Here is a 26,567-nt window from a genome sequence, read left to right on the forward strand (position 1 = left end):
CGCGATCGTCATGCAGGCGGTCGCCAGGGGCGTGGCGGCAGCACCGGGAGCCCGCTCGGAGCGCACTGGCCGCCTCGTTCCCCGGCCAGCCGGAAGATCAGCCAGCCGATCACTCCCGCCAGGATCGAACCGGCGAGGATGCCGATCTTCGCGTCGTTCACCAGCACCGGGTCGGTCAGGGCCAGTTCGGTGATGAACAGGGCGACCGTGAACCCGATGCCCGCGAGCCCGGCGCCACCGATCAGCTGGCCCCACCGCAGTGTGTCGGGCACCCGTCCGATCCCGAGGCGCAGCGCTACCCAGGTGCCCAGGCTGACCCCGACCAGCTTGCCGACCGTCAGGCCCACCACGATGCCCCAGAAGAGCGGCGACGCCACGGCAGCGGCGATTGCTTCGCCCGAGAGCACCACACCGGCGTTGGCCAGCACGAAGATCGGGACGATCACGTAGCTGCTCCACGGCTGGATGCGCAGCTGCAGCCGCTCGTTCGGCGACACGGCCTCCGCCGCGGCGGCCTGGGCGGCGAGGGCTCGTTCCGGGCTGGGGTCGACAAGCAGGCTGCCGCCCAGCACCTGCACCCTGGCGATGTCGCGTGGCCGCGGGGCGTAGGCGTTGACGAGCAGGCCGAGCGCGACGCCGACGACGCTCGGGTGCACGCCGGACTCCAGCACCGCGACCCACATCACCACCGCGATCACGACGTAGATCGGCGTGCGCCAGAAATCGACGAATCGCAGCCCCAAGAGCGCCAGGAACAGAACGACGGCCAGGAGCAGCGCCGTGTAATTCACCTGGTGGGTGTAGAAGATGGCGATCGCGAGCACGGCACCGATGTCGTCGACGATCGCGAGCGCGAGCAGGAACACCCGGAGCTGATCCGGGCAACGCGGCCCGATAAGCGCGAGCATGCCGATGACGATCGCCGTGTCGGTCGAGATCGGGATGCCCCACGCGCCTGCAGCCGGTCCGCTCGCGTTGAACAGCAGGAAGATCGCAGCCGGTAGGATCAGGCCGCCGATGGCAGCCACCGCCGGCGTGGCGAGCGCCCGCACGCCCCGCAGCTCGCCCAGCACGGTCTCGCGCGATATCTCCAGCCCGACGCTGAGGAAGAACAGCACCATGAGGCCGTCGTTGACCCAATGGCGCAGGTCGAGGGTCAGGTCGAGGGAACCGACCGAGAACGAGAGCGGCGTGTGCCAGAACTCCTCGTAGCCGCCGATGTTGGCCCAGATCAGTGCCAGCACCGCGGCGCTGAGAAGCAGCACGGCCGATCCGGATTCGGTCCGCATGAAGGACCGCGCCGCGCGACTCAGCTCGCCGCGCTCGGTTAAGGTCGTCACTGCCACGGGGGGATACTGCCATCCGGGTTTCGGGCGCCCGACGCACATCACTGGAGGTCACGATCACTCTCGACCCCCGGATAGGGAATTACGACCACCTACAGGGCGTACTCGGAGCGGAGCTGTCGCTCCTCGAGTACGGCGATTTCGAATGCCCGTACTGCCGGAAGGCGGCCCCGGTGATCGAGGAGGTGCGCGAGCGTCTGGGCACCCGTCTCGTCTTCGCGTTCCGCCACTTCCCGCTGGCCGAGCTGCATCCCTACGCGCTCTCGGCCGCTGTCGCGTCGGAGGCCGCGGCCCTCAAGGGTCAGTTCTGGCCGATGCACGACAAGCTCTTCTCGGGCGACGAGCCCGCGCTGCGGCAGGAGGACCTGCGCCGCTACGCGGAGGAGCTCGGGATCCCGCCGGAGAAGGTGGTGTGGCCCGCCACACAGTTCGTCGAGGACCGCGTGGAGGCCGACTTCAACTCGGGAGTCCGCAGCGGCGTACGAGGCACCCCCACACTCTTCGTCAACGGGCGGCAGTACCACGGTGCCGTCTCCGTCGGAGACCTGATCGCGGCGCTGCTGGAGTAGGGCGAACGGACGGTCAGGCCGTCTCGTCCTTGTCCGCCACGCCGGCCGCGTCGAACGTGGCGACGTCCAGCAGCGCCTGCACGGCAGCCTGCAGAACGGGCAGAGCCAGCAGGGCACCGGTGCCCTCGCCCAGCCGCATCCCGAGGTCGAGCAACGGCTCCAGGCCCAGGTGCGCGAGGGCGAAGGCGTGTCCGGGCTCGGCCGAACGGTGCCCGGCCACGCAGTAACCCACCGCGGTCGGTGCGAAGGCGCCGGCCACGAGCGCGGCTGCCCCGGCGTTCACTCCGTCCAAGAGCACCGGCACCCGTAATGCCGCGCCACCGAGCACCAACCCCGCCAGTGCCGCGTGCTCGAGCCCGCCGAACGCAGCGAGTACGCCGATCGGGTCACGCGGGTCGGGCTCGTGCCGCTCCAGGGCCGCGGCCACCACCGCGGTCTTGTGGGCGAGCATCGCGTCGTCGATGCCGGTGCCCCGCCCCGTCGCCGCATCCGGGGTGGTGCCGGTGAAAGCGCAGATCAGGGCCGCGGCCGCGGTGGTGTTGGCGATGCCCATGTCACCCGTGACGAGACACCGGTTGCCTGCCGCGACGAGGTCCCGGGCGGTCTCGATGCCCACCTCCACCGCCGCCTGGGCCTGCTCGCGGGTGAGGGCCGGTCCGGCGGTCATGTCGGCCGTGCCAGGCGCGATGCGGCGCGGCAGGAGGCCCGTAGCAGCGCCGGAGCCCTCGATCGACCCGGCCACCCCCACGTCGACGATGCACACCTCCGCCCCCAACCGCCGGGCGAAGGCGTTGACCACGGCCCCACCGGCCAGGAAGTTCCCCACCATCTGTGCGGTGACCTCCTGCGGCCACGGCGAGACGCCCTGGGCGTGCACGCCGTGGTCGGCGGCGAACACGGCCACAGCAGCGGGCTCGGGCACCGGCGGCGGGCAGGTCCCGGCGATCCCGGAGAGCGTCACGGCCACGTCCTCGACCTGCCCCAGCGAGCCGCGGGGCTTCGTCATGCGGTCGAGGCGCTCAGTTGCGGCGGCGCGCGCCTGTGCGTCCGGCGCGGTGATCGCCCCAACGGTCTCGGCGAGCAGGTCCATCGATTCCTCCCCGGGCAGCCCCCGCTGTCCGTACCGGTCGTGATGCACGGCCCAGCCCAACGGCCGGCGATGCGCCCAGCCCGCCGTGGCGAGCTCCGGCTCGGCCGCGAAGGCGGCAACGGGCCCGACGCACAGGTAGGCCACGAGCTCCAGCCGCGGCGGCAGATCGAGCAGCGCTGCCACCTCGCGCTCGTCGCCGAAACTGACCCAGCCGACCCCGAGGCCCTCGGCCCGCGCGGCGAGCCACAGGTTCTGCACGGCGAGGACCGTCGAGTACGGCGCCATCCGCGGCTGGGTCTGGCGGCCCAGCGTGTGGCCCCCACCGCGGGTCGGGTCGCAGGTCACGGCGATGTTGAGCGAGGCGTCCAGGATCGCCTCGATCTTCAGGTCCCGGAACGCGACGGCCCGCGCACCCGGGAGTGAGCCTGCGTAGGCGAGACGCGCGGCGGTGACGTGCGCGTGCACCCGCTGCCGCACGCCCCGGTCCCGGATGACGAGGAAGTCCCACGGCTGGGAGAACCCGACGCTCGGGGCGGCGTGGGCGGCGGCGAGCACGCGGCGGAGCACGGCGTCGTCGACGGGCGCGTCGGGCAGGAAACCCGAGCGAACGTCCCGCCGGGAGTGCACGACCTCGTAGAACGCGTCGGGGTCCACGGGTGCGTCAGCGCAGTCCGTGGCCGCGCCCCGAGCGTTTCGGCGGGACGACCAGCGTGGATAGGTAAGGACCGTGTTCGTCCGGGTCGAGCTCGCGGGCCGGGCGGATGTCCTCCCCCGCGAGGCCCAGCCCGGCGCCGTACACCGCGTCGTCGAGACGGCCCGTCTCACGCAGGACGGCGAGGGTGGCGGGCAGCATCCGGCCGAACTTGTAGGCCGCCACGGCGTCCCCGCGCTCCAGTGCCTCCCGGAACCGCTCGGGTCCGGCGGTCATGGGGAACAGGGCGAGCGACTCGCGCCCCTCCACCAGCGACGTCCCGCTGCGCGCGGCCAGGTCCTGCATCGCGGTGATGCCGGGTATCAGCTCGACCGACAGCTCGCCGACCACCGCACGCACGGACGCGGCGAGGTAGGTGAACGTCGAGTACACACAGGGGTCGCCGATCGTCGCGAACACGGCCGTGCCGCCCGGATGCTCGTCGAACCAGCGCGCCACCTGGGCGGCGGCCGCATCCCACGCTTCTTCCCGGCGCTGTGTGTGCTCACGGTCGTGCAGCGCGAACACCACGCGCTCGATCCGCCACGCCTCGGCGTAGAAGAGCGCGGTCTGCTCGGCGCGTCCGGTCTCGCCGGAGTCGGCGACGGGCACGAACACGACGTCGGCCGAACCCAGCAGGTTGGCCGCCTTGACCGTGACGAGCTCGGGATCGCCCGGGCCGACCCCCACCCCCACCAGCGTGCCTGCCATCACGCGCCCTCCCCTTCGAGGTCGCCTTCGAGATCGAGGTAGGTCTGACGCAGCCGGTCGAGCACGGCGTCGTCGGGCTTGGCCCACAGCCCACGGTCGGCGGCCTCCAGCAGCCGCTCGGTGATCCCGCGCAGCGCCCATGGGTTCGACCGCTGCATGAACTCCCGGTTGGTGGCGTCGAAGACGTAGCTCTCGGCGAGCTGGGCGTACATCCAGTCGTCCACCACGCCCGCCGTGGCGTCGTACCCGAAGAGGTAGTCGACGGTGGCGGCGAGCTCGAACGCGCCCTTGTACCCGTGGCGCTGCATCGCCGCGATCCACTTCGGGTTCACCACGCGCGCCCGGAAGACCCGCTTGGTCTCCTCGGCGAGCGTCCGCGTCCGCACGGCGTCGGTCACGGCGGAGTCGCCCACGTACGCGGCGGGCGAGCGGCCGGTCAGCGCACGCACCATCGCGACCATCCCGCCGTGGTACTGGAAGTAGTCGTCGGAGTCGACGATGTCGTGCTCGCGGGTGTCCTGGTTCTTCGCCGCCACCGCGATCCGGCGGAACGACTGCTCCATGTCCGCCCGCGCCTCGCGCCCGTCGAGGCCGCGGCCGTAGGCGTATCCGCCCCACACGGCGTAGACCTCGGCGAGGTCGGCGTCGCTGCGCCAGTTGCGAGCGTCGATGAGCGGAAGCAACCCCGCACCGTAGGCGCCGGGCTTCGAGCCGAAGATCCGGGACGTGGCGCGGCGGCGGTCGCCGTGCACCGCCACGTCCTCCTCGACGTGGGCTCGCAGGTGGTTCTGCTCGGCGGGCTCGTCCAGCTCGGCGACCATCCGGATGGCGTCGTCGAGCAGCGCGATGACGTGCGGGAACGCGTCGCGGAAGAACCCGGAGATGCGCACGGTGACGTCGATGCGCGGGCGGCCCAGCTCCTGCGCCGGCACGACCTCGACGCCGGTGACGCGCCGCGAGGCGTCGTCCCAGACGGGGCGGCAGCCGATCAGCGCGAGGATCTCGGCGATGTCGTCGCCCTGGGTACGCATCGCCGACGTGCCCCAGACCGTCAGGCCGACGCTGCGGGGGTACGTACCGGTGTCGGCGAGGTGACGGGCGACCAGCGAGTCGGCCAGTGCGCTCCCGATCTCCCACGCCGAGCGCGACGGGATCGCCTTGGGGTCCACCGAGTAGAAGTTGCGCCCGGTCGGGAGCACGTTCACCAGGCCGCGCGTCGGCGAGCCGGACGGCCCCGCCGGGACGTAGCCGCCGTCGAGGGCGTGCAGCACGCCGGTGACCTCGTCGGTGGTGCGCTCCAGTCGCGGCACGACCTCCGTGCACCCGAACTCCAGCACGGCCACGACGTCGGGGATCTCCTCGCCGAGCAGCTCCGCGCAGACCGCCGCAGGTCCGCTCCAGCCCCGGGCCTGCACCCCGGTGACGAGCGCGCGGGCAACCCCCTCCAGCACATCGACGAGATCGGCCCCGGTGACGGCGGGCCCCCCGACAACCCCGATGAGCCGCGCCAGCGGAGCCCCCACCGAACGAACGGCACTCTCGTCCGTCAGGTCGATACCGATGGCCCGCTCGTCCGGCCCGGGAGCGAGCACAGGCGGGCCCGCCCCCACGGAACGAACGGCACTCTCACCCGCCAGATCCGCGCGAACGGCCCGCTCGTCCAGCCCAGGGTCCGCCCCGAACCCCGCCCCCACGGAACGAACGGCACTCTCGCCCGCTAGGTCCGCGCGAACGGCCCGCTCGTCCAACTCGGGAACAGCACCCGGGCCACCCAGCCCCGCGCTCTCCCCCGTACGAACGGCACTCTCGCCCGCTACGTCCGCGCGAACGGCCCGCTCGTCCAGCCCGGACGCCGAGCCTGGCTCTCCCAGCCCTCGCTCCCCTTGCTCCGCCCCCATCGCGCGAGCGGCACTCTCGCCCGCTACGTCCGCGCGAACGGCCCGCTCGTCCAGCTTTGCGATCGGCTCCCCGGGCGCGGCGAGGAGGGTCTGCTCGTCCAGGCCCGCCCATGCCGCCAGCGCTGCTCGGAGGCCGGGGAGTGCGCGTTTCCCGCCCCAGACCTGCGTGGCGCGCAGGATCGAGAGCACGAGGTTGATCTGTGCCTCGTCGCGCGGTGCCGCACCCAGGATGTGCAGCCCGTCGCGGATCTGGACGTCCTTGACCTCGCACAGGTAGCCGTCGATGTGCAGGACGAAGTCGTCGAACTCCTGCTCCCCCGGCGCCGAGTCGACGTGCAGGTCGTGGTGCAGCTGTGCGGTGGTGACGACCTCCCAGATGCGGGCGCGCAGGGCCGGGAGCTTCGCCGGGTCCATCGCCGCGACGGTGGCGTACTCGTCGAGGAGCTGCTCGAGCTTGGCCATCTCGCCGTAGGTGTCGGCGCGCGCCATCGGCGGCACCAGGTGGTCGACGACCACGGCGTGCCCGCGGCGCTTGGCCTGCGTGCCCTCGCCGGGGTCGTTGACGATGAACGGGTAGATCAGCGGCAGCTCGCCGAGCACGGCGTCGGGGGCGCACTCCGCCGACAGCCCCAGCCCCTTGCCGGGCAGCCATTCGAGCGTGCCGTGCTTGCCGAGGTGGATCACGGCGTCGGCGCCGAACTCGTGGTCGAGCCACCGGTACGCGGCCAGGTAGTGGTGCGAGGGCGGCAGGTCCGGGTCGTGGTAGATCGCCACCGGGTTCTCGCCGAACCCACGCGGCGGCTGGATCATCAGCACCACGTTCCCGAACTGCAGAGATGCCAGCACGACGTCGGTTCCGTCGACGTAGAGCGAGCCCGGCGGCTCGCCCCAGTGCTCGCGGATCCCGTCGGTCAGCTCGGCGGGCAGCGCGTCGAACCAGCGGCTGTAGTCGGCGAGGCGCACCCGCGACGGAGCGGCGGCCAGCTGTTCCTCCGTGAGCCACTCGACGTCGTGCCCGCCTGCGGCGATCAAGGTGTGGATGAGCGCGTCGGAGTCCTCGGGGAAGTCGCCGACGGTGTACCCGGCATCGCGCAGGGCGCGCAGCAGCACCACAGCGGACGCCGGCGTGTCCAGCCCGACCGCGTTGCCGACCCGGGCGTGCTTCGTCGGGTAGCTGGACAGCACGACGGCGAGCTTCCGCTCGGCCACGGGCGTGGCGCGCAGCCGGGCGTGCCGCACGGCGATCCCGGCGAGGCGGGCGGCACGCTCGGGGTCGGCGACGTACACCGGCACGTCGTCGCCTGGGGCCGTCTCCTTGAACGAGAACGGCACCGTGATCAACCGGCCGTCGAACTCCGGGATCGCCACCTGCATCGCGGCGTCCATCGGCGACAGCGCCGCATCGGACTCCGCCCAGGTCGCCCGGGACGTGGTCAGGCAGAGCCCCTGCAGCACCGGCACGTCGAGCGTCGCGAGCGCACCGGCGTCCCACGAGTCCTCCTCGCCGCCCGCCACGGCGTCGCTCGCCCGGGTGCCGCCTGCCGCGAGGACCGTGGCGACCAGGGCGTCGGCGTGGCCGAGCAGCTCCATAAGCGCCGGGTCGGCGCCGCGCAGCGATCCACAGAACACCGGCAGCGCGTTGGCTCCCCGGGCCTCGATCGCGTCGCAGAGCGTGTCGACGAACGCGGTGTTCCCCGACAGCTCGTGGGCGCGGTAGAACACCACACCGACGGTCGGACGGCCGGGGCGCTGCTCGCGCTCGCCGCGCACCCCGAACTCGGGAGCCGGTGCCGGCGGGGCGAACCCCTCGCCGGTCAGGAGCACCGTGTCGGACAGAAACCGGTGCAGCTCACGGAGGTTGTCCAGGCCACCGGCGGCGAGGTAGGCGAGCGCCTCGGACGCCACGCCCGCCGGCACCGTCGATGCCGCCATCAGCTCGGCGTCCGGCGCGGACTCGCCGCCGAGCAGCACCACCGGTCGCCCCGACGCCACCAGCGCATCCACGCCTTCGGGCCAGGCTCGCCGCCCGCCGAGCAGCCTCAGCACCACCACCGACACTCCGTCGAGCAGAGCGGGCAACCCCGCAGGCTCGACGCGTGCCGGGTTGGCCGTGCGGTAGAGCGCTCCGGAGCTGCGGGCGGCCAGCAGTTCCGTGTCGGCGGTGGACAACAGCAGGACGGGGCCGGTGTCTCCACCAGCGCTGCGCAGAGCGCCCATCGCTTCTCCTCGAGGGTCCGCGCCCTCTGCTCGGGGACGTACGACGGCGGCGAGTGTCCTGGCTCCCGGATCAGCGCGGTCCGTCCGACCTTCCCGCCTCTCGGCAGTGGTCGTTCGGCTGGACGTCCGCTCCCCGGTGACAGTGGCGGGACCGCGCCGGATTCACACCGGCTTCCTCCACTGCCGTCCGTCACACCAGATCACAGCGTCGTACCCGCGGTCAACGAGAGGTCAGGCACCGCCCGGCGCGCCCCGTCAGTCGGGATCGAGCTCGGTCGCGTGGTCGCCTGCCGCGGTGGCGAGCAGACGGACGCGTTCCAGGTCGGCCACGCCCTCCTCGCCGTGGACGTTGGCGGCGACCAGCTCGGCGGCTGTGCCTGCGGCCGCCGCGGCGATCCGGACCGCGGCCACGGCGTCCCCGCGAAGCTGCGGGTTGCCGTGCCGGGCGAGGCCCGCGGCCAGCTCGGCGACCTCCGCGGCCAGCTCTCCGATCTCCGCGGGCACCCCGATCGCGCCCCGCCGGGCCTCGGCGACGGCAGCGGGCCGTCCGGGATCGTCGTGCGGGAGCCGGACGGCCGTGAGGAAGGTCCCGTAGGCCAAGGCGTCGGCATCAGCGAGCGCCGCCGCGCGGTGGCGCAGATCGTCGCTCCTGGTGGCCGCGGCCCCGTTGTCGAACCTCGAGGCCATCCCAGTGAGTGCCGCCGCCATCGCCGTGGCCAGCGCCGCAGCACCGCCACCGCCCGGCGCCGGCGTGCGCGCGGCCATCACGTCGAGCAGGTCGCGGACGGTCAGATCGAGCAGTGAACCCCTGGCTTCCGCCACGTTCGGCTCCTCCGATCGGGGGCGTAGGTCAGTCGGTGACGGGGCCGGGGACCAGGCCGGCGACCGGGCCGATCACGACCACCGCCGGCGGCCGGATCCCCTGCTCCTGCACGGCATCGGCCACCGTCGCCAGCGTGGCGCGGACCGCGCGTTGAATCCGCATCGTGCCGTCCTGCACCACCGCCACGGGTGTGTCGGCAGGGCGGCCTCCCTCGATCAGCGTCTCGGCGAACAGAGCGATCCGCTCCACCGCCATCAGCAGTACGAGCGTGCCCCGCAACCGCGCCAGCGCCCCCCAGTCGACGAGGCTGCGCGGGTCGCCGGGCCGCACGTGCCCGGAGACCACCACGATCTCGTGGGCCACGCCGCGGTGGCTCACCGGCACATCGGCGACGGCCGGAGCGGCGAACGCGCTGGTCACGCCCGGGACGACGGTGACCGGCACACCCGCCTCGGCGCACGCGAGCACCTCCTCGAACCCCCGGCCGAAGACGTAGGGGTCACCGCCCTTGAGCCGCACCACGAACTTCCCGGCCCGCACGTGCTCCACCAGCAGGTCGTTGATCCGGGCCTGGTTCATCGCACGCCCGTAGGGGATCTTCGCCGCGTCGATCACCTCGACGTGCGGAGCGAGGGAGTCGAGCAGCTCACGGGGACCGAGCCGGTCGGTGATCACGACGTCGGCCCGCGCGAGCAACCGCCTGCCGCGCACGGTGATCAGCTCGGGGTCGCCGGGGCCGCCGCCCACCAGCGCCACGCCGGGCCGGACCGGCTCGACGGAGTCGTCCACGAGCCCCGTCTGCAGCGCTTCCACCAACGCGGTGCGCACCGCGGCCGAGCGGCGCGGGCGTCGCCCGGCCAGCACTCCGACAGTGAGCCCGTCGTGCCGGCCGACGGCCGGGGTGACGGCGCTGCCCGACGGGGCGTCGTCGGCACGCACGCAGAAGATGCGCCGCCGTTGCGCCTCCTCGGCGACCGCCGCGTTCACGGCGGGATCGTCGGCGCAGGCCAGGGCGTACCAGGCCTCGTCGAGGTCGCCGTCGCGGTAACGGCGGGCGGTCCAGCGCAGCTCCTGCGCCGTGGCCATCCCCTCGACGGCCGGCGTGACCTCGGGCGCCACGATCTCCACGTCGGCACCCGCCGCGAGGAGCCCGACGACCCGCCGCTGCGCCACCGTGCCCCCACCGACCACGACGACCCGGCGCCCGGCCAGGTCGAGACCGACGAGGTAGTGCTGCTCGCTCATCGCTCGCCCTCGCTGCGCTCGGGCGGTCCATCGGGAGACGTCACCGTGCGAAGGCGCTGTGACACTGATTCGCTCGCACACTCGCTCATACTCACTCCCCAACGACCGCGTCGACGCGCGCATGCCCGTGGCCGTGCCCATGACCGTGCGCCGGGTCGTCCGGATGGTGGTGGGGAGTCTGCGCCGCGCCGAGCTTGTCCTCGAAACCGGGGAGCAGCACCCGATAGGCGCAGGTGTCGCAGTTCATCCTGATGTCGCCGTGCAGCGCCTCGCGGTAGCGCTCGACGACCAGCCCGGCGAGCTCGTCACAGTCGCCCAGGTAGTCCGCGACGCGGACCTCGACGTCCGGATGCTCCACCCCGAACGCCAGGGACTGTTCGACGACACGGCGCGGCAGCACGCCGTCGAACAGGAAGTAGGGCGCCACGACGACCCGGCGCGCCCCGAGCGCCCGGCACCGCGCGAGCCCGGTGGCGACGTCCGGCCGGGCGAGCGAGACGAATGCAGGCTCGACGAAGTCGTACGGCCTGCCCTCCTGCAGCAACCGCGCGACCTTGCAGACCTCGGCGTTGGCGTCCGGGTCGGTGGAGCCGCGGCCGACCAGCAGCACGGCCGTGCCGGTGCAGTCCTCGCCGTTCAGCGCGGCCGCGATCCGCTCGTCCAGCAACTCCTGCAGCACCGGGTGCGGGCCGAGCGGGCGGCCGAACACGTAGCTGGTGGCCGGATCGCGCAGCACCTCGCGCTGCAGGGCCGCGGGGATGTCGCCCTTGGCGTGCCCGGCGGCCACGAGCACCATCGGCACCGCCGCCATCCTGGTGTGGCTGCGGCCCGCCAACGCCGTCCACGCCTCGTGGACGGTTGGCTGCGACAGCTCGATGAACCCGCCGTCGACGTCGATGCCTTCGGCGGCGAGCCGGCGCCGCACCCGTCCGGTGAACGCCACGAACTCGGCGACGCCCGTGGCGTCCACCGTTCCGTGGCCGACCAGCAGCACCGGCGGGACGTTCATGCGGTCTCCTCGCTGTACAGCAACGCGTTGACGGCGGCAGCCGTCGCGGCCGCCCCACCCCGTTCGGAGCGGTTGGACACCGCAGGCAACCTGGCGGCGCGCAGGGCGGCTTTCGCCGCCACCGCGCCGACGAACCCGACAGGCAGCCCCACCACGAGCGGTGTGGTGACCAGGCCCGATGCGGCGCACCTCAGCAGTTCGACCAGCGCGGTGGGGGCGTTGCCGATGGCCCAGACGGCACCCGCCGGATGCTCACGAACGGCGGCGCGGATCCCCGCCGCCGAGCGCGTGAGCCCGTCGGCGGCCGCGAGTTCACGCACACCGGGCAGGTCGAGGGCCACCGTCGCGGGCCGGGAGGTGACACCGACCGCGACCATGCGCACGTCCGTCACCAGCGGCGCTCCGGCGAGCAGTGCGGCGCGACCGGCGCGCAACGCCTGCTCGTCGCAGACCAGGTCACCGGCCCAGCTCGGGTCGGCGCTGGTGTGGACGACCCGCTCGACGACCGCACGGGTCAGCGGCGGCAGATCGGTGGTGTCGAGGCGCGAACGCAGGATCGCGTACGACTCCACCTCGATGGGGTGCACGCTGCTGCGCACGCTTGTTCTCCTCCCCGGGTGTCCGCGCCCGGACGGGTCGATGGCCATCGGCGGCGGGGGTCTGGCTTCCCCGATGAACCGGGGTCACAGTGGCGGGACCGCCCCGGTTTCACACCGGGTTCCTCGCTGCCGATCGATCGCGAGCATAACCCGCGCTCGCCGCGAACACGGAGAACCGCAGGCCAGGTGCACGATCATCGGGTGGTCCAGCGGTATCCGCGGGGGGTGACCATCCGTCCGGCGACCATCCGCGTCGCCGACGAGCCCACGACCACGGTGGTCAGCATGTCCACTTCGGCGGGGTCGAAGTCCGCCAGCGCGGCGGTCCACACCCGCTGCCCCGGCCTGCCCGCCTGCCGCACCGCGCCAACGGGGGTGGTGGGCGGCCGGTGTGCCCGGAACGCTTCGAGGGCCGCCCCGAGCTGCCAGTGCCGGTCACGGCTGCGCGGGTTGTAGAAGCAGGTGACGAGGTCCGCCGCCGCAGCGGCCGCCACGCGCTGCTCGATGACCTCCCACGGCGTGTGCAGGTCCGAGAGCGAGATCAGCACGTGGTCGTGGCCGAGCGGGGCGCCGAGCAGGGACGCGGCGGCGAGCGCTGCGGTCACCCCGGGCACCCCGACCACCTCGATGTCGGCCCCCGCACCCTGCAGCGCCGGGCTCGCCATCGCGTACACGCCGGCGTCGCCGGAGCCGATCAGGGCCACGGCGTGCCCCTTCGCGGCGAGGGCGACGGCGTCGGCGGCGCGCTGCTCCTCGTCGCCGAGACCGCTGGCCCGCACCTCGGTGCCCGGTCGCAGAAGGTGGCGCACCTGGTCGACGTACTGGTCGAGCCCCACCACGATCGACGCGCGGCGAAGCTCCGCCTCGGCCCGCGGTACCCGCAGGTCGGCGGCACCGGGCCCGAGCCCGACGATCGCGAGCCGCCCGCGCGGGCGGATCCGCGCCGCCGCGACCGTCACGTTGTCGCCCTTGATCTTCTCGACGACCAGCTCGATGGGCGCTCCGGCGGCCAGCTCGGCCGCAGCATGCAGCGCTGCCGCCTCCGCGACACTGGCCGTGCCCACCTCCCTCCGCACGACCTCGCTGGGGTTGGGCACCTCGATCGAAGCCAGCGCGGCAGCCGGGTAGGTGCGCAGCGAGGCCGGGGCGATCGCGGCGAGGATGCCGGGCTCGGCGGCCTTCAGGTCGACGCTCGCGAAGGCGCGGACCGCGCGGGGGTCGAGGCCGTACTCGGCCTCCAACCGGCGCAGCGTCGCCGCCACCGCCTCCGCCGGAACGCCGCGGGCGCTCCCGATCCCCACGACGAGCGTGGGAGGCACGAGCCGGGTGACCGCAGTGCCATCCCCGCCCGTTTCCGGGGCTCCCTGCTCGGTCGCACCGCTCGCCGCAACGCTCCGGGTGGTCGGTGCCCCCGAGGGCCCCGCGCGGTCGGTGATCACGATCGTGTGGCGGGCCTCGCCGGTCGTGGGTGGGACTGGGGGTAACGGGAAGCCGAGCGGGTTCTCCAGTCGCGCGGCCCCGTCCAGAAGCGCCGTGCCGGCGGCGGCGAGATCGCCGTCGACGGCCGCACCGAGCAGCTGCACCAGCTCGTCGAGGCCGGTGCTGCCCACCGCGTCGGACGCCGTGGTGATCACCGGCTGGGCGCCCAGCAGCGCCGCGACCCGGGTGGCCAATGCGTTCGCCCCGCCCTCGTGGCCGCCGGTGAGCGCCACGGCGAACCGGCGCGCCTCGTCCACACAGACCACGCCAGGGTCGGTGCGCTTGTCGGCCAGCAACGGGGCGATCAGCCGCACGGTCGCTCCGGTGGCGAGGAAGAACACCGCCCCGTCCAGTCCGGGCCACAGCTTCGGCAACTCACCGAGCTCGTGCGCGGTGGCGCCGAGCGGGCCTGTCACCTCGGCGGCGGCCCGGCGGCCTGCCTCGGTGACGGCGAACAGCGCGATCGTCATCGATCCTGAACCTCTCCCCAGACGAGCGTGATCGGATTGGTGGCCGCGAGCCGCACCGAGCCGTCGGGCAGCTCCGCCAGGCGGCTCGCCGCCACCTGCACTCCGCCGACGGCGTATCCGGCGGCTGTGAGGGCGGCGCGGGTCGGAGCGATCCTGTCCAGCGCGGCGAGCGCGGCGACGATCCGTCGCGGTCCGACGGCCGCTGCCGCGGCGACGACCTCCGGCCCTCCGCCGCCCACGAACACGGCGTCCGGGTGCGGGAGCCCGGCGAACACGGCAGGCGCCACGCCCGGCACCACCCTGACCTCGACGCCGTGGGTGCTCGCGTTGGCCCGCACCCGGGCGACGTCGTCGTCCCGTCGCTCGACCGCGAGTACCGCCGCGCCGAGCCGGGCGCACTCGACCGCGACCGAGCCCGACCCCGCACCGACGTCCCAGACCAGCGTGCCCGGACGAGGTGCGAGCCGGGGCAGCGCGACGGCCCGCACCTCGGCCTTCGTCACCATCCCCGCGCGGTGCGCGAACGCCTCGTCCGGCAACGCCCACCCGCCGGCCGGCGGCACCGGCTCGCCACCGGCGTACCAACCCCGGCCCGCCGCTTCGTCATCGGGACGCAAGCACAGCAGCACGCTCAGCGGGTGCCACGAACGGGCAGCGGCCTCTGCGGCCGGCACCGTCGTCACCCGCTCGTCCGGACCGCCGAGGTCCTCGGCCACGACGAGGGTGCGCGGCCACCCGTCGAGCGCGGCACCGATCTCGGCGGGCCCGGCACCCGGCCCGGTGAGCACGGCCGTGGCCGCCCGCGCACGGCAGACGTTCACCGCGGGACCCAGGTCACGCCCGTGCGCGCTGACCACCGCCACGTCGTCCCACGATCGGCCGGCCCGGGCGACCAGCAGCTGCACGCTCGACAGCGCGGGCAGCACGACGGGCTCGTGACCGTGCTCGCGCAGCAGGCGCACGATCCCGAAGAAGCCGGGATCCCCGCTGGCCAGCACCACGGCCCGGCGCCCGGCAAGCTTCTCGAGCGCGGGTTCGACGGGCCCGAGCACGAACTGCTCAGCCGCAGCAGGCACCGGCAGCCGCTGCAAATGCCGCCTAGCCCCGACCACGACCTCCGCCGCAGCAAGCGCCGACTCGGCACCCGGGGGCAGCGGCCCCCCGTCAACTCCGATGACGGTGAGCGTCACGCCGCCCCCGACCCGAACGAACGGCACACCCGCGCGCTAGATCCGCCCGAACGGACCGCTCGCCCATTGCCCACGGACCCCGCCCCGACCGGGGGCGCCACGGATCTCCGGAACGAACGACACTCTCGACCAATAGGTCCGCGCGGACGGTCCGCTCGTCCAGCAACCGGCGGGCCCACACGCCCCGCACCCAGCGGGCCCGCCCGCCACCTCCCGCACCAACGGCACTCTCGACCACTAGGTCCGCCCGGACGGACCGCTCGTCCAGCAAGCGGTGGCCCGCCGAGGCCCGCATCCAGCAGGCCGGCCCAGCATCTCCCGAACGAACGGAACGCCCGCCCGCTCCCGCACGAACGGCACTCTCGCCCACTAGGTCCGCCCGGACGGTCCGCTCGTCCAGCTACTGGCGGGCGCACCGGCCCCGCACCCGGTGGGCCCGCCCGCCACATCCCGCACGAACGGGACTCTCGGCCCATAGGTTCGTGCGGAAGGGCCGCTCGTTTTCTCACGGGGCCGGGCGTCCTGCGGCGCGGGCGGCCCGCAGTTCCCGGCGGGCGGCCGCGTCGGGCTTGCGGAACGTGTGGAAGTGCCCGGGGTGGTAGAGGTGGCTGCGGGTGCCCGCTGACCCGAGCGCGGGGCCGACCAGGAACAACGTCTGCCGCCACAGCTTGCGCTCCTTGCACACGGCCTCGACCTCGTCGAGCCGGCAGCGCAGTGTCAGCTCGTCGGGCCAGCTGGTGCGGTAGGCGACCACGACGGGGGTGTCGTCCGGGTAGCCGCCTGCGCGCAGCTCGTCGACCATCTGGGCCGTTCTGGCCGCGGACAGGAAGATCGCCATCGTGGTGCCGTGGCGGGCGAACTCGCGCAGCTTCTCCCGCTCGGGCATCGGCGTCTTGCCGCCCTCGAGCCGCGTGAGCACCACCGACTGAGCCACCTCGGGAATTGTCAGCTCCCGGCCCGCGACGGCGGCGGCGGCCCCGAATGCGGAGACGCCGGGCACGATCTCGACGTCGAGGCCGAAGTCCTGCGCCGCGTCGTACTGCTCCTGCACGGCTCCCCACAGCGATGGATCCCCGGAGTGCACGCGAGCGACCTTGAGCCGCTCAGCGGCCGCCCGGCGGTAGAGCGCCAGCACGTCCTCGTGCGCGATCGTCGAGGAGTCGACGAGCTCGGCCTCGGCACGGGCGTGCTCGGTGATGCATTCCTGCATGACGAGGCTCGCAGCCCAGATCACCACGTCGGCCTCGGCGATCCGCCGCGCGCCACGCAACGTGATCAGATCCGCGGCCCCCGGCCCGGCCCCGACGAACGACACTCTCCCGCGATCCACGCCCGACAGTCTGTGCCGCGCTACTCGGCCAAGTCCAACCAGCGGCCGCCGTCATGATCGTCGCGACATTCGGCTTTCGGCCCTCCCCAGGGCCGAAACCCGGATCTCACGGTGATCAGTCAGGCAGGAGGGCTCGCAGCGCGGCGTCCACCGCCGCCGTCCGGTAGGACTCGAGTGGCTCCTCGGCCATCAGGACCACGCAGTCCTGCAGCCCGCCGAAGGCGATCACGGCGCGGGCTCGGTCGGCGGGGCGGTCGCTGCCCACCAGCGCCCGGTCCAGCTCGACCCGCTTGCGGACGAGGGCGTCGAGCACGTCCAGCCGGGCGAGCGCTCCGAAGTCGCGCAGCAAGCCCTGGAACAGCATCTTGTGCCGGTGGCACAGCTCGAGATAGCCGTCGAGCGTGGCCCGCATCCCCTCCGGACCGGAGGCCATGGCATCGATGCTGAACGCCTCGAGGTCCACGACCAACGGGCTGAAGAGGTCGGAGATCAGCTTGTCCTTCGACGGGAAGTGGTAGTAGAGCGCCGCCTTGGTGATGTCGAGCCGCTCGGCGATCTCGCGCAGGCTCGTCTGCTCGAACCCCCGTTGTGCGAACAGCTCGAGCGCAACCGCCCGGATCTCAGCACGGGTGTCGGCACTGCGTCGCGGCACGGGAGGTCTCCTCGGCGGATCCGGATACGGCTCCGGAAGCTTAGCTTCTTGCCTGCCGGACGGTTATCTACTTGCCGCACGGTTAGTTCGTGACTTACCGTGCGGCAAGTAGATTCCTCGTATCGGGAGGCCGACATGACCCGCACCGTCCTGATCTCCGGCGCCAGCATCGCCGGCCCCGCCCTGGCGTACTGGCTGCATCGCCACGGCTTCCGGCCGGTGGTCGTCGAGCGCGCGGCGACGGTGCGGGGCAACGGCTACCCCATCGACATCCGCGGCATCGCTGTCGACGTCGTCGACCGGATGGGTGTGCTGTCGCAGTTACGGGCGGCGCACGTCGACACGCAGCGCATCACCTTCGTCGATGCCTCCGGCCGTCGCACCGCCGGCATGAACATGGACGACATGATGAGCACCACCGCAGGTCACGACATCGAGGTGCCGCGGGGTGCGCTCACGTCCGTGCTCTACGAACACACGCGGAACGACGTCGAGTACGTGTTCGACGACTCCATCAGCACGATCGAGCAGGGCGACGACGGCGTGCACGTGACGTTCCGGCGCGGCCGGCCGCGCACGGTCGACCTGGTGGTCGGCGCCGACGGCCTGCACTCGAATGTCCGCCGCCTCGTCTTCGGGCCGGAACGCGAGTTCCGCCACGACCTCGGCTTCTACTTCGCCGGCTTCTCCGTCGACGACGGCCTCGGCCTCAGCCACGAGGTGATGGTGCACAACACACCGGGTCGGCTCGCGGGCTGGTACGCGGTGGGCGGGCAGGACCGGCCGACCGCGATGCTGGCCTTCGCCGCGCCGGAGCTGCGCTATGACCACACCGATCTCGACCAGCAACGCGAGCTCGTGGCGCAGGCCTTCGCCGGCGGCGGGTGGGAGGTCCCGCGGCTGGTCGCGGCGATGCGTACGGCGGATGACTTCTTCTTCGACTCCGTCAGCCAGATCCGGATGCCCCGCTGGACCGCCGGCCGGGCCGCCGTGGTCGGTGACGCCGGGTACGCCCCGGCGCTGCTGTCCGGGCAGGGTACGAGCCTCGCGCTCGTCGGCGCGTACGTGCTGGCAGGCGAGCTGGCCGTCGCCGGGGGCGACCACAGCGTGGCGTTCCCGGCGTACGAGCGGGAGCTGCGCGGGTTCGTCGAACGCGGGCAGAGGATCGCCAAGACCGGTGGGGCCGCCCTGATCCCCAGGACCCGGGCTCGAATCTGGCTGCGCGACCGGATCATCTCGGCGCTGCCCCGGCTGGGCCCGGCGAAGTCGCTTGTCACCGGCGGGGCGGAACGGGCGACCCGCAGCCTGGAACTGCACGACTATGCCCGCGATGATCGCCGCGAGATCCGGCGGTCCGCCCTCCCCCGGGCCGAGAACCGGATCTCGCAGTGATCATCAGGCCGCCGCTCTCCTCCCGTCGTCGATCGCGTGGGACAGCGTCGCGGCCGCCGTGGTCAGCGCGGTGTCCAGCACCTGCTCGCGCCGCCGCGGGTTCATCAGGTTGCCGCCCATCGCCAGCAGGTCGTCCGCGCCCGGCATCAGCACCGTGACGCGGGTGCCGGTGGCCCGCAGCGCCTCGACCTCGGCGTCGAGCCAGTGGGTGATCAGACGCCGGACGCCCCGCTCCATACCGACGATCGGGTCGAGGGACCGGTCGTAGGAGTGGCTGGCCAGCGGCGCGAGCACGTACACCTCGTCGAGCCGCGGCGCGTCGGGTCGGGACAGCAGGCCCAGCGACGTCGACGAGGCCACCCCGCCGTCGACGTACCGGCGCCCGCCGATCATCTGGGGCGCGAACCAGCCGGGGATCGAACAGGACGCCAGCACCGCCTCGGCCACCGACGACGCGGGCGCACCGGGCCGGCCGAAGACGACCCGCTCGCCGCTGTCGTAGTCGACGGCGACCACCCACAACGGCGCTCCGGGCACCCAGCCGTCGGGGGTGATGCCGATCCGGGCCTGCAGGACCTCGACCATCCGGACGAGCGATCCCATACGTCCCCGGCCACGCGGCAGCAGGCCCGACGCCGCGATCACCGGGTCGATCCGCCACGGCGGCATCGCGGCGGCGAGAAGCAGCCGGGGGGAACCGAGGAGGGGCAGCGGCAACGGCGGGAGCCCGTCGCCGGACTCGCGGTCGATCGCCTGCATCTCCGGCAGTTCCTCGGGCCGCCGGTCCGCGACGCCGATCGGGTCGATGCCCCGCTGGTGCGCCAGTAGCTCCGGCACGTCGATGCCGGACCGCAGGGCGGCCGCAAGCACGCTGCCCGCGCTCGTGCCGAGAACGAGATCGACGTCGCCGAGGGGGCGATCCAGGGCCGCCGCCACTGCGGAGAGCGCTCCGACCATCCAGGCCGATCCGAGGATGCCGCCGGCGCCGAGCACCAGACCCACCGTCGGAGCTCGTCGTGAAGCGTTCGTTGCACGAAGGCGGTCCGGCATGGTGACCTCCTCGCCGAGGACCCGTTACTGCACGGTAGCAACGAGGACGGCGAAAAGGGAGCACCGGCGAATCACGTCTTACAGGGCTGCGGCACCGACGAAACGGGCAACAGCATCCGGATCTCCCGCGGGATGGGTGTGCAGGAAGGACGCATGCACCCCGCCGAGCACCCATCCCTCCGGCGCGGCGCCACGCCAGCCCCAGGCCGGCGCCGACCCCGCCGCGGGTGTCACCGCGCAGTGGTGGAACTCGTGACCGGCCACCCGGGCGCCTGCAGGGAAGAGCGGCGATCCGGTGAGCGCGACGGCGTCGCGGTACCCGAGCGTGAGCCGCCCGGTCATCGCGGCGCGCGCCGGCAGCACCCCGCACATCGGCGCGTCGTCGAGCGACTCGCAGAGGTAGAGCAGCCCGCCGCACTCGGCGTGTACCGGCGCTCCGGACGCGGCGAGCGCCGCGACCGCGGCCCGCAGCCCCTCGTTCGCTCCCAGCGCGGCGACATGCTCCTCCGGGAACCCGCCGGGCAGCAGGAGCGCCGCGGTGCCGTCGGGCAGGGTCTCGTCCCGCAGCGGGTCGACCACCACGACCTCCGCGCCCGCTGCCGTCAGCAGCTCCACGTGCTCCGCGTAGCCGAACGTGAACGCAGGCCCGCCGAACACGGCCGTGCGGAGAGCCGGACGCTCCGGCGCCCGGGCCACCGCGTGAACTGCGTCGGCGGCCGACCAGGCCGGCCCCTGCGGCAGGGGTTCGGCGAGCCGCACCACGGCGTCGAGGTCGACGTGGGCGGCCACGAGCTCGGCCATCGCGGCAACGGCCGACACCGCCGCCGCCCCGTGCTCGGCCGCGGTGACGAGCCCGAGGTGCCGTGACGGGACGGCGAGTGCGTCGCGGCGCGGCAACGCCCCGAGCACCGGGAGTCCGGCCTCCTCGGCGGCAGCGCGCAGCACGGTCTCGTGCCGCTCGCTGCCCACCTGGTTCAGGACGACACCCGCGAGCCGCACCTCGGGATCGAACGACCGGAACCCGTGCAGGAGCGCCGCCAGGCTGCGCGACTGCCCACGGCAGTCGACGACCAGCACGACCGGCGCCCCGAGCAGGCCCGCCACCTGCGCCGTCGAGCCGTGACCGTCGGCGAGCCGACCGTCGAAGAGGCCCATCACCCCTTCGACGACGGCGACCTCGGCTCCGGCGGAGCCATGGCGGGCGAGTGGCGCGATCCGTTCGGTGCCGACGAGCACCGGGTCGAGGTTGCGGCCCACCCGGCCGGCGGCGAGCGTGTGGTAGCCGGGATCGATGTAGTCCGGCCCCACCTTGAACGGCGCCACGGCGGTGCCCCGCCCGCGCAGAGCGGCCATGAGCCCCGTGGCGACGGTGGTCTTCCCACTGCCGGACGACGGGGCCGCGACGACGAGCGCTCGCGCCGTCACCGACGGCTCCGTCCGCCACATGGACACGTGTCGCGGTTCAGGCCGGCGGCCGAACAGCGTGATGTGTCCATGTGGCGTCGGTCCCGGCGGTTACTGGTGGCCGAGGACGGGGTGCGGGACGTACGGGGCCTCGAGCGCCGCGATCTCCTCGTCGGACAGCTCGATGTCGACCGCGGCCACCGCGTCCTCGATGTGTCCGGGCTTGGTGGCCCCGACGATCGGTGCGGTGATCGCCTCCTTGTGCAGCATCCAGGCCAAGGCCACCTGCGCGAGCGGCAGGTCGCGGGCCTTCGCCACGTCGGCGACGGCGTGCACGACAGCCTCGTCGGACTCGTTGTACATGCGGTCGGCGATCGGGTCGCCACCGGACGAGCGGGTGGTGGTGCCGTGCTGGTCCGGCACGCGGGCGAGGCGCCCGCGGGCCAGCGGGCTCCACGGGATGACCCCCACGCCCTGGTCGAGGCACTGCGGGTGCATCTCCCGCTCCTCCTCGCGGTAGATCAGGTTGTAGTGGTCCTGCATCGCGACGAACCGCGTCCAGCCGCCCAGGTCGGCGGTGAACTGCGCCTTCGCGAACTGCCACGCGTACATGCTGGACGCGCCGATGTAGCGGGCCTTGCCCGCCTTCACGACGTCGTGCAGCGCCTCCATCGTCTCCTCGATCGGCGTCTCCGGATCCCAGCGGTGGATCTGGTAGAGGTCGACGTAGTCGGTGCCGAGGCGGCGCAGCGAGGCGTCGATGCTCGCCATGATGTGCTTGCGGGACAGGCCCGCGTCGTTGGGACGGTCGCTCATGGGCGACCTGACCTTGGTGGCGAGCACGTAGTCCTCGCGGCGGGGGAAGAACTCCGTGAGCAGCGTGCCGGTCACCTCCTCGCTGACGCCGAGCGAGTAGACGTCAGCGGTGTCGTAGAAGGTGATGCCGCCCTCGACGGCGACGCGCACCTGCGGCCGTGCGGCGTCGATGTCGAGCACCCAATCCCGCCAGGACGACGAGCCGTAGCTCATCATCCCCAGACACACTCTCGAGACCTGCAGTCCGGTTGAGCCCAGTCGTGTGTACTCCACTCCGGGCACACTAATCCTGCCGCGATCTACGAACTACCACTCGATTCCGCGCTGACCCTTCTGCCCGGCATCCATCGGGTGCTTGATCTTCGTCGTCTGCATGACGAGATCTGCGGCCTCGACCAGATCGGGCACCGCGTCCCGACCCGTGATGATCACATGCTGACGCCCCTGCCGGGCCCGCAGCACCTCCACCACCTCGGCGACGTCCACCCAGCCCCACTTGATCGGGTACGTGAACTCGTCGAGCACATAGACGTTGTGCACCTGCGCCTCGATGCGGCGGCGGATCTCCGCCCAGCCCTCGGCGGCGGCAGCGGCGTGGTCGTCCTCGCTGCCCTTCTTGCGGGTCCAGGACCAGCCCTCGCCCATCTTGTGCCACTCGACGGGGCCGCCCTCGCCGGTCTCGGCGTGCACGCGGCCGAGCGCGCGGAACGCCGCCTCCTCGCCCACCTTCCACTTCGCCGACTTGACGAACTGGAACACCCCGATCGACCAGCCCTGGCTCCAGCCGCGCAGCGCGAGCCCGAACGCCGCGGTCGACTTGCCCTTCATCTCCCCCGTGTGCACGACGACGAGCGAGCGGTTACGACGTTGGCGCGTGGTGAGCCCGTCGTCCGGCACGGTCGTGACCTGTCCCTGCGGCATGTGTGTTCCCCTCTCACGCAGCCCGGGCGGCGCGGACCACGCCGGCCACCTGGTCGGCAGAAAGCTCGGCGAGCCCGAGCGCCGGGCCACCCGCCGCGGCGGCCACCCGGGCAGCAAGGCCGAGTCGCACCGGACCGCTCTCGCAGTCCACCACGACCGTCGCGACGCCATCGGCCGCGAGCAGAGCCGCGGCCCGGCACGCGTCGTGGACGGCGTCGCCTCCCTTGCGCGCGGCGACGGTGGCGCGGCCGTCGGTGAGCAGCACGAGCAGCGGCCGCCGGCGCGGGTCACGCAACCGCTCGACGCGCAGCACCGCCCGCGCCCTGAGCAGCCCGTCGGCAAGCGGGGTGCGCCCGCCCGTACGCATCGCCGCGAGCCGGACCTGCGCCGCCGGGACGCTGGACGTGGGAGGCAGGATGAGCTCGGCCGCCGTGCCCCGGAACGTGACGAGTCCGACCTTGTCGCGGCGCTGGTAGGCGTCGCGCAGCAACGAGAGGACCGCGCCGCTGACGGCGGACATCCGCGCCCGCGCGGCCATCGAGCCCGAGGCGTCCACGGCGAACAGCACGAGGTTGCCCTCGCGGCCCTCGCGCTCGGCCCGGCGCAGGTCGCCGGTGCGCAGCAACAGGCCGGCACCGGCGCGGCCGCGGGCCAGCTGATGCGGCGCGGCGGCGGCGATCGTGGCAGGCAGGTGCAGGTCAGCGGCACGGCGCGGGGTCTCGCCGGACGCGCGCACCGTCCGTCCGGCGTCGGTGCGCGCCCGGGAGCGGCGGCCGGGGGCGCCCTCCCCCACTCCCGGCACCTGCAGAAGCCGGGCCCGGAACGGGGTGGACGCGGGTGGGGCGCCGGCGCTGCGACCATCACCGGCCGGGGTGGAGCCGCTGGGCCGGTGGTCCGCGTCGGGTGCGGACGCCCCGTTCTCCGACTGCGGGGCACCACTCCCTCCGGACGGGCCGCCGTCGCCCGGTCCGGGATCGTCCGGCCCATCGTCGGGTCCACCGTCGTCGGGTCCGCCGTCGTCCGGGGGCTCCTCCTGCTGTGCCGCCTCGCGCAGCGCGTCGTCGAGAGCGTCGTCGTCGATGCCCGGCTCGTCGAACGGGTCGCGGCGGCGGCGGTGGGGCAGCGCGAGCCGCGCGGCCACGCGCACGTCCTCCTCGGCCACCTCGTCCGTGCCCCGCCATGCGGCGTGCGCCACGGCGGCGCGGGCGATCACGAGGTCGGCACGCATCCCGTCGACGTCGAACGCCGCGCACACGGCCGCGATGCGGCGCAGCTCGGCGTCCGGCAACGCGACGGAACCGACCCTGGCCTGGGCGGCGGCGATCCGGGCCGCGGTCTCGGACTCGGACTCCTGCCACGCGGCGACGAACCCCGCGGGGTCGGCCTCGAACCCCATACGGCGGCGGACCACCTCGACGCGCGTGGCCACGTCCCGCGCCGCGCGCACCTCCACGGCAAGCCCGAACCGGTCGAGCAGCTGCGGACGCAGCTCCCCCTCCTCCGGGTTCATCGTGCCCACCAGCAGGAACCGGGCCGCGTGCGAAACCGACACCCCGTCCCGCTCCACGTGGGCGCGTCCCATCGCGGCGGCGTCGAGCAGCAGGTCGACGAGGTGGTCGTGCAGGAGATTGACCTCGTCGACGTAGAGCACGCCGCGGTGGGCGTCGGCGAGAAGCCCCGGCTGGTAGGCGCGCACACCCTCGCGCAGGGCGCGCTCCAGATCGAGCGATCCGACCAGCCGATCCTCCGTGGCACCGACGGGCAGTTCGACGAGGCGCGCGGCGCGGGTCTCGCTCGCTCCGGACCCGCGCTCGTGCGGCCCGTCGGGGCAGTCCGGGTCGGGTGCGGTGGCAGTTGGGTCGCAGCTGAAGCGGCAGCCGGAGACGACGGCCAGGCGCGGCAGCAGCGCCGCCAGTGCGCGGACGGCCGTCGACTTCGCGGTGCCCTTCTCCCCACGCACGAGCACCCCACCGATACCCGGGTGCACGGCGTTGAGCAGCAGCGCGAGTCGCAGGTCGTCGTGGCCGACCACGGCGGAGAAGGGGAACGTGCTCATCAGGGCGAGCCTGCCAGAACGGACGTCACCACCGGGAGCCCAGCGGGCACACCGTGACTGATCACATGTTCAAGTGCGCGGATGTCGATGTGTTTCTCGACGAGATCGCCGAGCAGGTCGAGCTGGGCGTCGCGCTGCGCGGCGAAGCTGGTGGCCGGTGCGGGAACGAAGCCGGCGCGGCCCGCCTGCTGCGCCACCCGTGCCAGCAGCGACCGTCGGAAGCCGTCGTTCTCCAGCAGGCCGTGCCAGTGGGTGCCGATCACGGCCCCCGCGTCGGACCCCTCCTGGCCGGCCCCCTCGGCCTCCAGCAGCGGCGGATCGCCGGAGTGGACCACGCGCCCGTGGTGGATCTCGTAACCACGCACCGGCTCGCCCCACGCCGTGCCCGCCGGGTTGCCGAGGTGCTTCTCGGCATCGAAGACGACCTCGAGATCGAGCAGCCCCAGCCCGGCGACGACACCACCGGCGGCGCTGCTCTCGGGGCTGCTCTCGACGGCGTGCGGATCGGCGATCCGGCGGCCGAGCATCTGGTAGCCCCCGCAGATCCCGAGCACCGGGCGGCCGGCGCGGGCGTGGGCCGCCACCGCGTCGGCGAGTCCGGTGCGGCGCAGCCACTCCAGGTCGGCCACGGTCGCCTTCGAGCCGGGCAGCACCACCAGGTCGGCGTCGAGCAGCCGCGCAGGCTCCGTGACGTACCGGACGGCGACGCCCGGCTCGCAGGCCAACGCCTCCGCGTCAGTGGCGTTGGAGATCCGCGGGAAGCGGACTACGGCCACGCGCAGCCATTGCGACCCGAACGGCGGCGCCGGGCGGCCGAGGACGCTGTGGGCCACGGCGGACAGCGAGTCCTCGGCGTCGATCCACAGGTCCTCGGCCCACGGGACGACGCCCAGGGTCGGACGTCCCGTGAGCGCGGTGAGCTGGTCGAGACCGGGGGCGAGCAGGGCTGGGTCGCCCCGGAACTTGTTGATCACGAACCCGGCGATGCGAGCCTGGTCGGCCGCGTCCAGCACGGCGAGGGTGCCGAACAGGTGCGCGAGCACGCCGCCGCGGTCGATGTCGCCGACCACCACCACGGGCAGGTCGGCGGCCTGCGCGAGCCCCATGTTCGCGATGTCGCTCCCCCGGAGGTTGATCTCCGCGGGCGACCCCGCGCCCTCACAGACGACCACGTCGAAGCGCTCACGCAACCCGGCGAGCTCCGCGGAGACGACGTCGAGCAGCGCGGCTTTGCGGGCGTAGTAGGAGCGTGCGCTGACCGTGCCGTCCACCCGGCCGCGCACCACGACCTGGGAGCTGCGGTCGCTTCCCGGCTTGAGCAGCACCGGGTTGAACGCGACGCTCGGTTCCAGCCCGCAAGCGCGGGCCTGCATCGCCTGGGCGCGGCCGATCTCGCCCCCGTCAGCGGTGACCACCGAGTTGTTGGACATGTTCTGCGCCTTGAACGGGGCGACGGCGACACCACGGCGGCGAAGCCACCGACAGACACCGGCAACGAGAGCACTCTTACCAGCGTCAGAGGTAGTGCCAGCCACAAGAACCGCCCCCCGCATCCCGCCACCCTACGTCGCAGCTCGGAGCCCTACTGCTCCCCCGGAGACACCTGAAT

General features: G+C 73.4%; 20 protein-coding genes and 2 riboswitches. Of the genes, 2 read left to right on the plus strand and 18 right to left on the minus strand.

The annotated features are described in order from the left end of the window. Nucleotides 1-8: 8 nt before the first annotated feature. Nucleotides 9-1,388 (minus strand): Na+/H+ antiporter NhaA, encoded by a 1,380-nt coding sequence (nhaA, locus tag ABD743_RS23700; RefSeq protein ID WP_344724346.1) that lies wholly within the window; start codon nucleotides 1,386-1,388, stop codon nucleotides 9-11. A 32-nt stretch (nucleotides 1,389-1,420) separates the two neighbouring features. On the opposite strand from nhaA, the gene ABD743_RS23705 reads away from it, so the two are divergent. Further along, entirely contained in the window at nucleotides 1,421-1,915 is a 495-nt protein-coding gene (locus tag ABD743_RS23705) for a DsbA family protein (protein WP_277398816.1), read from the plus strand. Between the two features lie 13 nt (nucleotides 1,916-1,928). Here the strand turns inward: ABD743_RS23705 and cobT are convergent, their stop codons facing one another. The 11 genes from cobT to ABD743_RS23760 all read right to left on the minus strand — a co-directional run bounded on the left by cobT (nucleotide 1,929) and on the right by ABD743_RS23760 (nucleotide 17,319). Further along, nucleotides 1,929-3,659 (minus strand): nicotinate-nucleotide--dimethylbenzimidazole phosphoribosyltransferase, encoded by a 1,731-nt coding sequence (gene cobT, locus ABD743_RS23710; protein WP_344724347.1) that lies wholly within the window; start codon nucleotides 3,657-3,659, stop codon nucleotides 1,929-1,931. A gap of 7 nt (nucleotides 3,660-3,666) precedes the next feature. Continuing rightward, nucleotides 3,667-4,407, minus strand: coding sequence for a precorrin-2 C(20)-methyltransferase (gene cobI, locus ABD743_RS23715; protein WP_344724348.1), 741 nt, complete (start codon nucleotides 4,405-4,407; stop codon nucleotides 3,667-3,669). Further along, nucleotides 4,407-8,522, minus strand: coding sequence for a cobaltochelatase subunit CobN (locus ABD743_RS23720; RefSeq protein ID WP_344724349.1), 4,116 nt, complete (start codon nucleotides 8,520-8,522; stop codon nucleotides 4,407-4,409). Before ABD743_RS23720 ends, cobI begins: the two co-directional genes overlap by 1 nt. A gap of 31 nt (nucleotides 8,523-8,553) precedes the next feature. Continuing rightward, nucleotides 8,554-8,726, minus strand: a riboswitch (cobalamin riboswitch). 51 nt (nucleotides 8,727-8,777) lie between these two features. Next, the gene (locus ABD743_RS23725) at nucleotides 8,778-9,344 is read right to left on the minus strand and encodes a cyclodeaminase/cyclohydrolase family protein (protein WP_344724350.1); all 567 of its coding nucleotides are present in this window, start codon (nucleotides 9,342-9,344) and stop codon (nucleotides 8,778-8,780) included. Between the two features lie 28 nt (nucleotides 9,345-9,372). Then, the gene (cobA, locus tag ABD743_RS23730) at nucleotides 9,373-10,590 is read right to left on the minus strand and encodes a uroporphyrinogen-III C-methyltransferase (protein WP_344724351.1); all 1,218 of its coding nucleotides are present in this window, start codon (nucleotides 10,588-10,590) and stop codon (nucleotides 9,373-9,375) included. A gap of 91 nt (nucleotides 10,591-10,681) precedes the next feature. Further along, complete coding sequence (locus ABD743_RS23735) at nucleotides 10,682-11,599, minus strand: sirohydrochlorin chelatase (protein WP_344724352.1); 918 nt, start codon at nucleotides 11,597-11,599, stop codon at nucleotides 10,682-10,684. Next, a complete protein-coding gene (locus ABD743_RS23740) occupies nucleotides 11,596-12,198 on the minus strand; it encodes a precorrin-8X methylmutase (RefSeq protein WP_344724353.1) in 603 nt (200 codons plus the stop codon). The genes ABD743_RS23735 and ABD743_RS23740 overlap by 4 nt, the downstream gene beginning before the upstream one ends. A 35-nt stretch (nucleotides 12,199-12,233) precedes the next feature. Beyond that, nucleotides 12,234-12,367, minus strand: a riboswitch (cobalamin riboswitch). A gap of 25 nt (nucleotides 12,368-12,392) precedes the next feature. Continuing rightward, a complete protein-coding gene (gene cobJ, locus ABD743_RS23745) occupies nucleotides 12,393-14,147 on the minus strand; it encodes a precorrin-3B C(17)-methyltransferase (protein ID WP_344724354.1) in 1,755 nt (584 codons plus the stop codon). Then, nucleotides 14,144-15,364: a precorrin-6y C5,15-methyltransferase (decarboxylating) subunit CbiE gene (cbiE, locus tag ABD743_RS23750; RefSeq protein ID WP_344724355.1), complete on the minus strand. Its 1,221-nt coding sequence runs from the start codon at nucleotides 15,362-15,364 to the stop codon at nucleotides 14,144-14,146. Before cbiE ends, cobJ begins: the two co-directional genes overlap by 4 nt. A gap of 478 nt (nucleotides 15,365-15,842) precedes the next feature. After that, nucleotides 15,843-16,667: a precorrin-4 C(11)-methyltransferase gene (gene cobM / locus ABD743_RS23755; RefSeq protein ID WP_344724356.1), complete on the minus strand. Its 825-nt coding sequence runs from the start codon at nucleotides 16,665-16,667 to the stop codon at nucleotides 15,843-15,845. 115 nt (nucleotides 16,668-16,782) lie between these two features. Then, nucleotides 16,783-17,319 (minus strand): TetR/AcrR family transcriptional regulator, encoded by a 537-nt coding sequence (locus ABD743_RS23760; protein ID WP_344724357.1) that lies wholly within the window; start codon nucleotides 17,317-17,319, stop codon nucleotides 16,783-16,785. Between the two features lie 135 nt (nucleotides 17,320-17,454). On the opposite strand from ABD743_RS23760, the gene ABD743_RS23765 reads away from it, so the two are divergent. Further along, nucleotides 17,455-18,711: an FAD-dependent monooxygenase gene (locus ABD743_RS23765; protein WP_344724358.1), complete on the plus strand. Its 1,257-nt coding sequence runs from the start codon at nucleotides 17,455-17,457 to the stop codon at nucleotides 18,709-18,711. Nucleotides 18,712-18,714: 3 nt separating this feature from the next. On the opposite strand, the gene ABD743_RS23770 is transcribed toward ABD743_RS23765, so the two are convergent. From ABD743_RS23770 to ABD743_RS23795, 6 genes are all read right to left on the minus strand, one after another. Continuing rightward, the gene (locus tag ABD743_RS23770; protein WP_344724360.1) at nucleotides 18,715-19,713 is read right to left on the minus strand and encodes a patatin-like phospholipase family protein; all 999 of its coding nucleotides are present in this window, start codon (nucleotides 19,711-19,713) and stop codon (nucleotides 18,715-18,717) included. Nucleotides 19,714-19,839: 126 nt separating this feature from the next. Further along, complete coding sequence (locus ABD743_RS23775) at nucleotides 19,840-21,186, minus strand: cobyrinic acid a,c-diamide synthase CobB (RefSeq protein WP_344724361.1); 1,347 nt, start codon at nucleotides 21,184-21,186, stop codon at nucleotides 19,840-19,842. Nucleotides 21,187-21,276: 90 nt separating this feature from the next. Further along, entirely contained in the window at nucleotides 21,277-22,254 is a 978-nt protein-coding gene (locus ABD743_RS23780; RefSeq protein WP_344724362.1) for an aldo/keto reductase, read from the minus strand. A 33-nt stretch (nucleotides 22,255-22,287) separates the two neighbouring features. Next, nucleotides 22,288-22,902 carry a cob(I)yrinic acid a,c-diamide adenosyltransferase gene (gene cobO, locus ABD743_RS23785; protein ID WP_344724363.1) on the minus strand — a complete coding sequence of 205 codons (615 nt, stop codon included), beginning with the start codon at nucleotides 22,900-22,902 and terminating at the stop codon, nucleotides 22,288-22,290. 13 nt (nucleotides 22,903-22,915) lie between these two features. Further along, on the minus strand, nucleotides 22,916-24,958 hold the full coding sequence (locus ABD743_RS23790) for a putative cobaltochelatase (RefSeq protein ID WP_344724364.1): 2,043 nt from the start codon (nucleotides 24,956-24,958) through the stop codon (nucleotides 22,916-22,918). Further along, nucleotides 24,958-26,511 carry a cobyric acid synthase gene (locus ABD743_RS23795; protein ID WP_344724365.1) on the minus strand — a complete coding sequence of 518 codons (1,554 nt, stop codon included), beginning with the start codon at nucleotides 26,509-26,511 and terminating at the stop codon, nucleotides 24,958-24,960. The genes ABD743_RS23790 and ABD743_RS23795 overlap by 1 nt, the downstream gene beginning before the upstream one ends. Nucleotides 26,512-26,567 lie beyond the last annotated feature (56 nt).

Source organism: Pseudonocardia yunnanensis, from assembly GCF_039534065.1.
Lineage (GTDB): Bacteria > Actinomycetota > Actinomycetes > Mycobacteriales > Pseudonocardiaceae > Pseudonocardia > Pseudonocardia yunnanensis.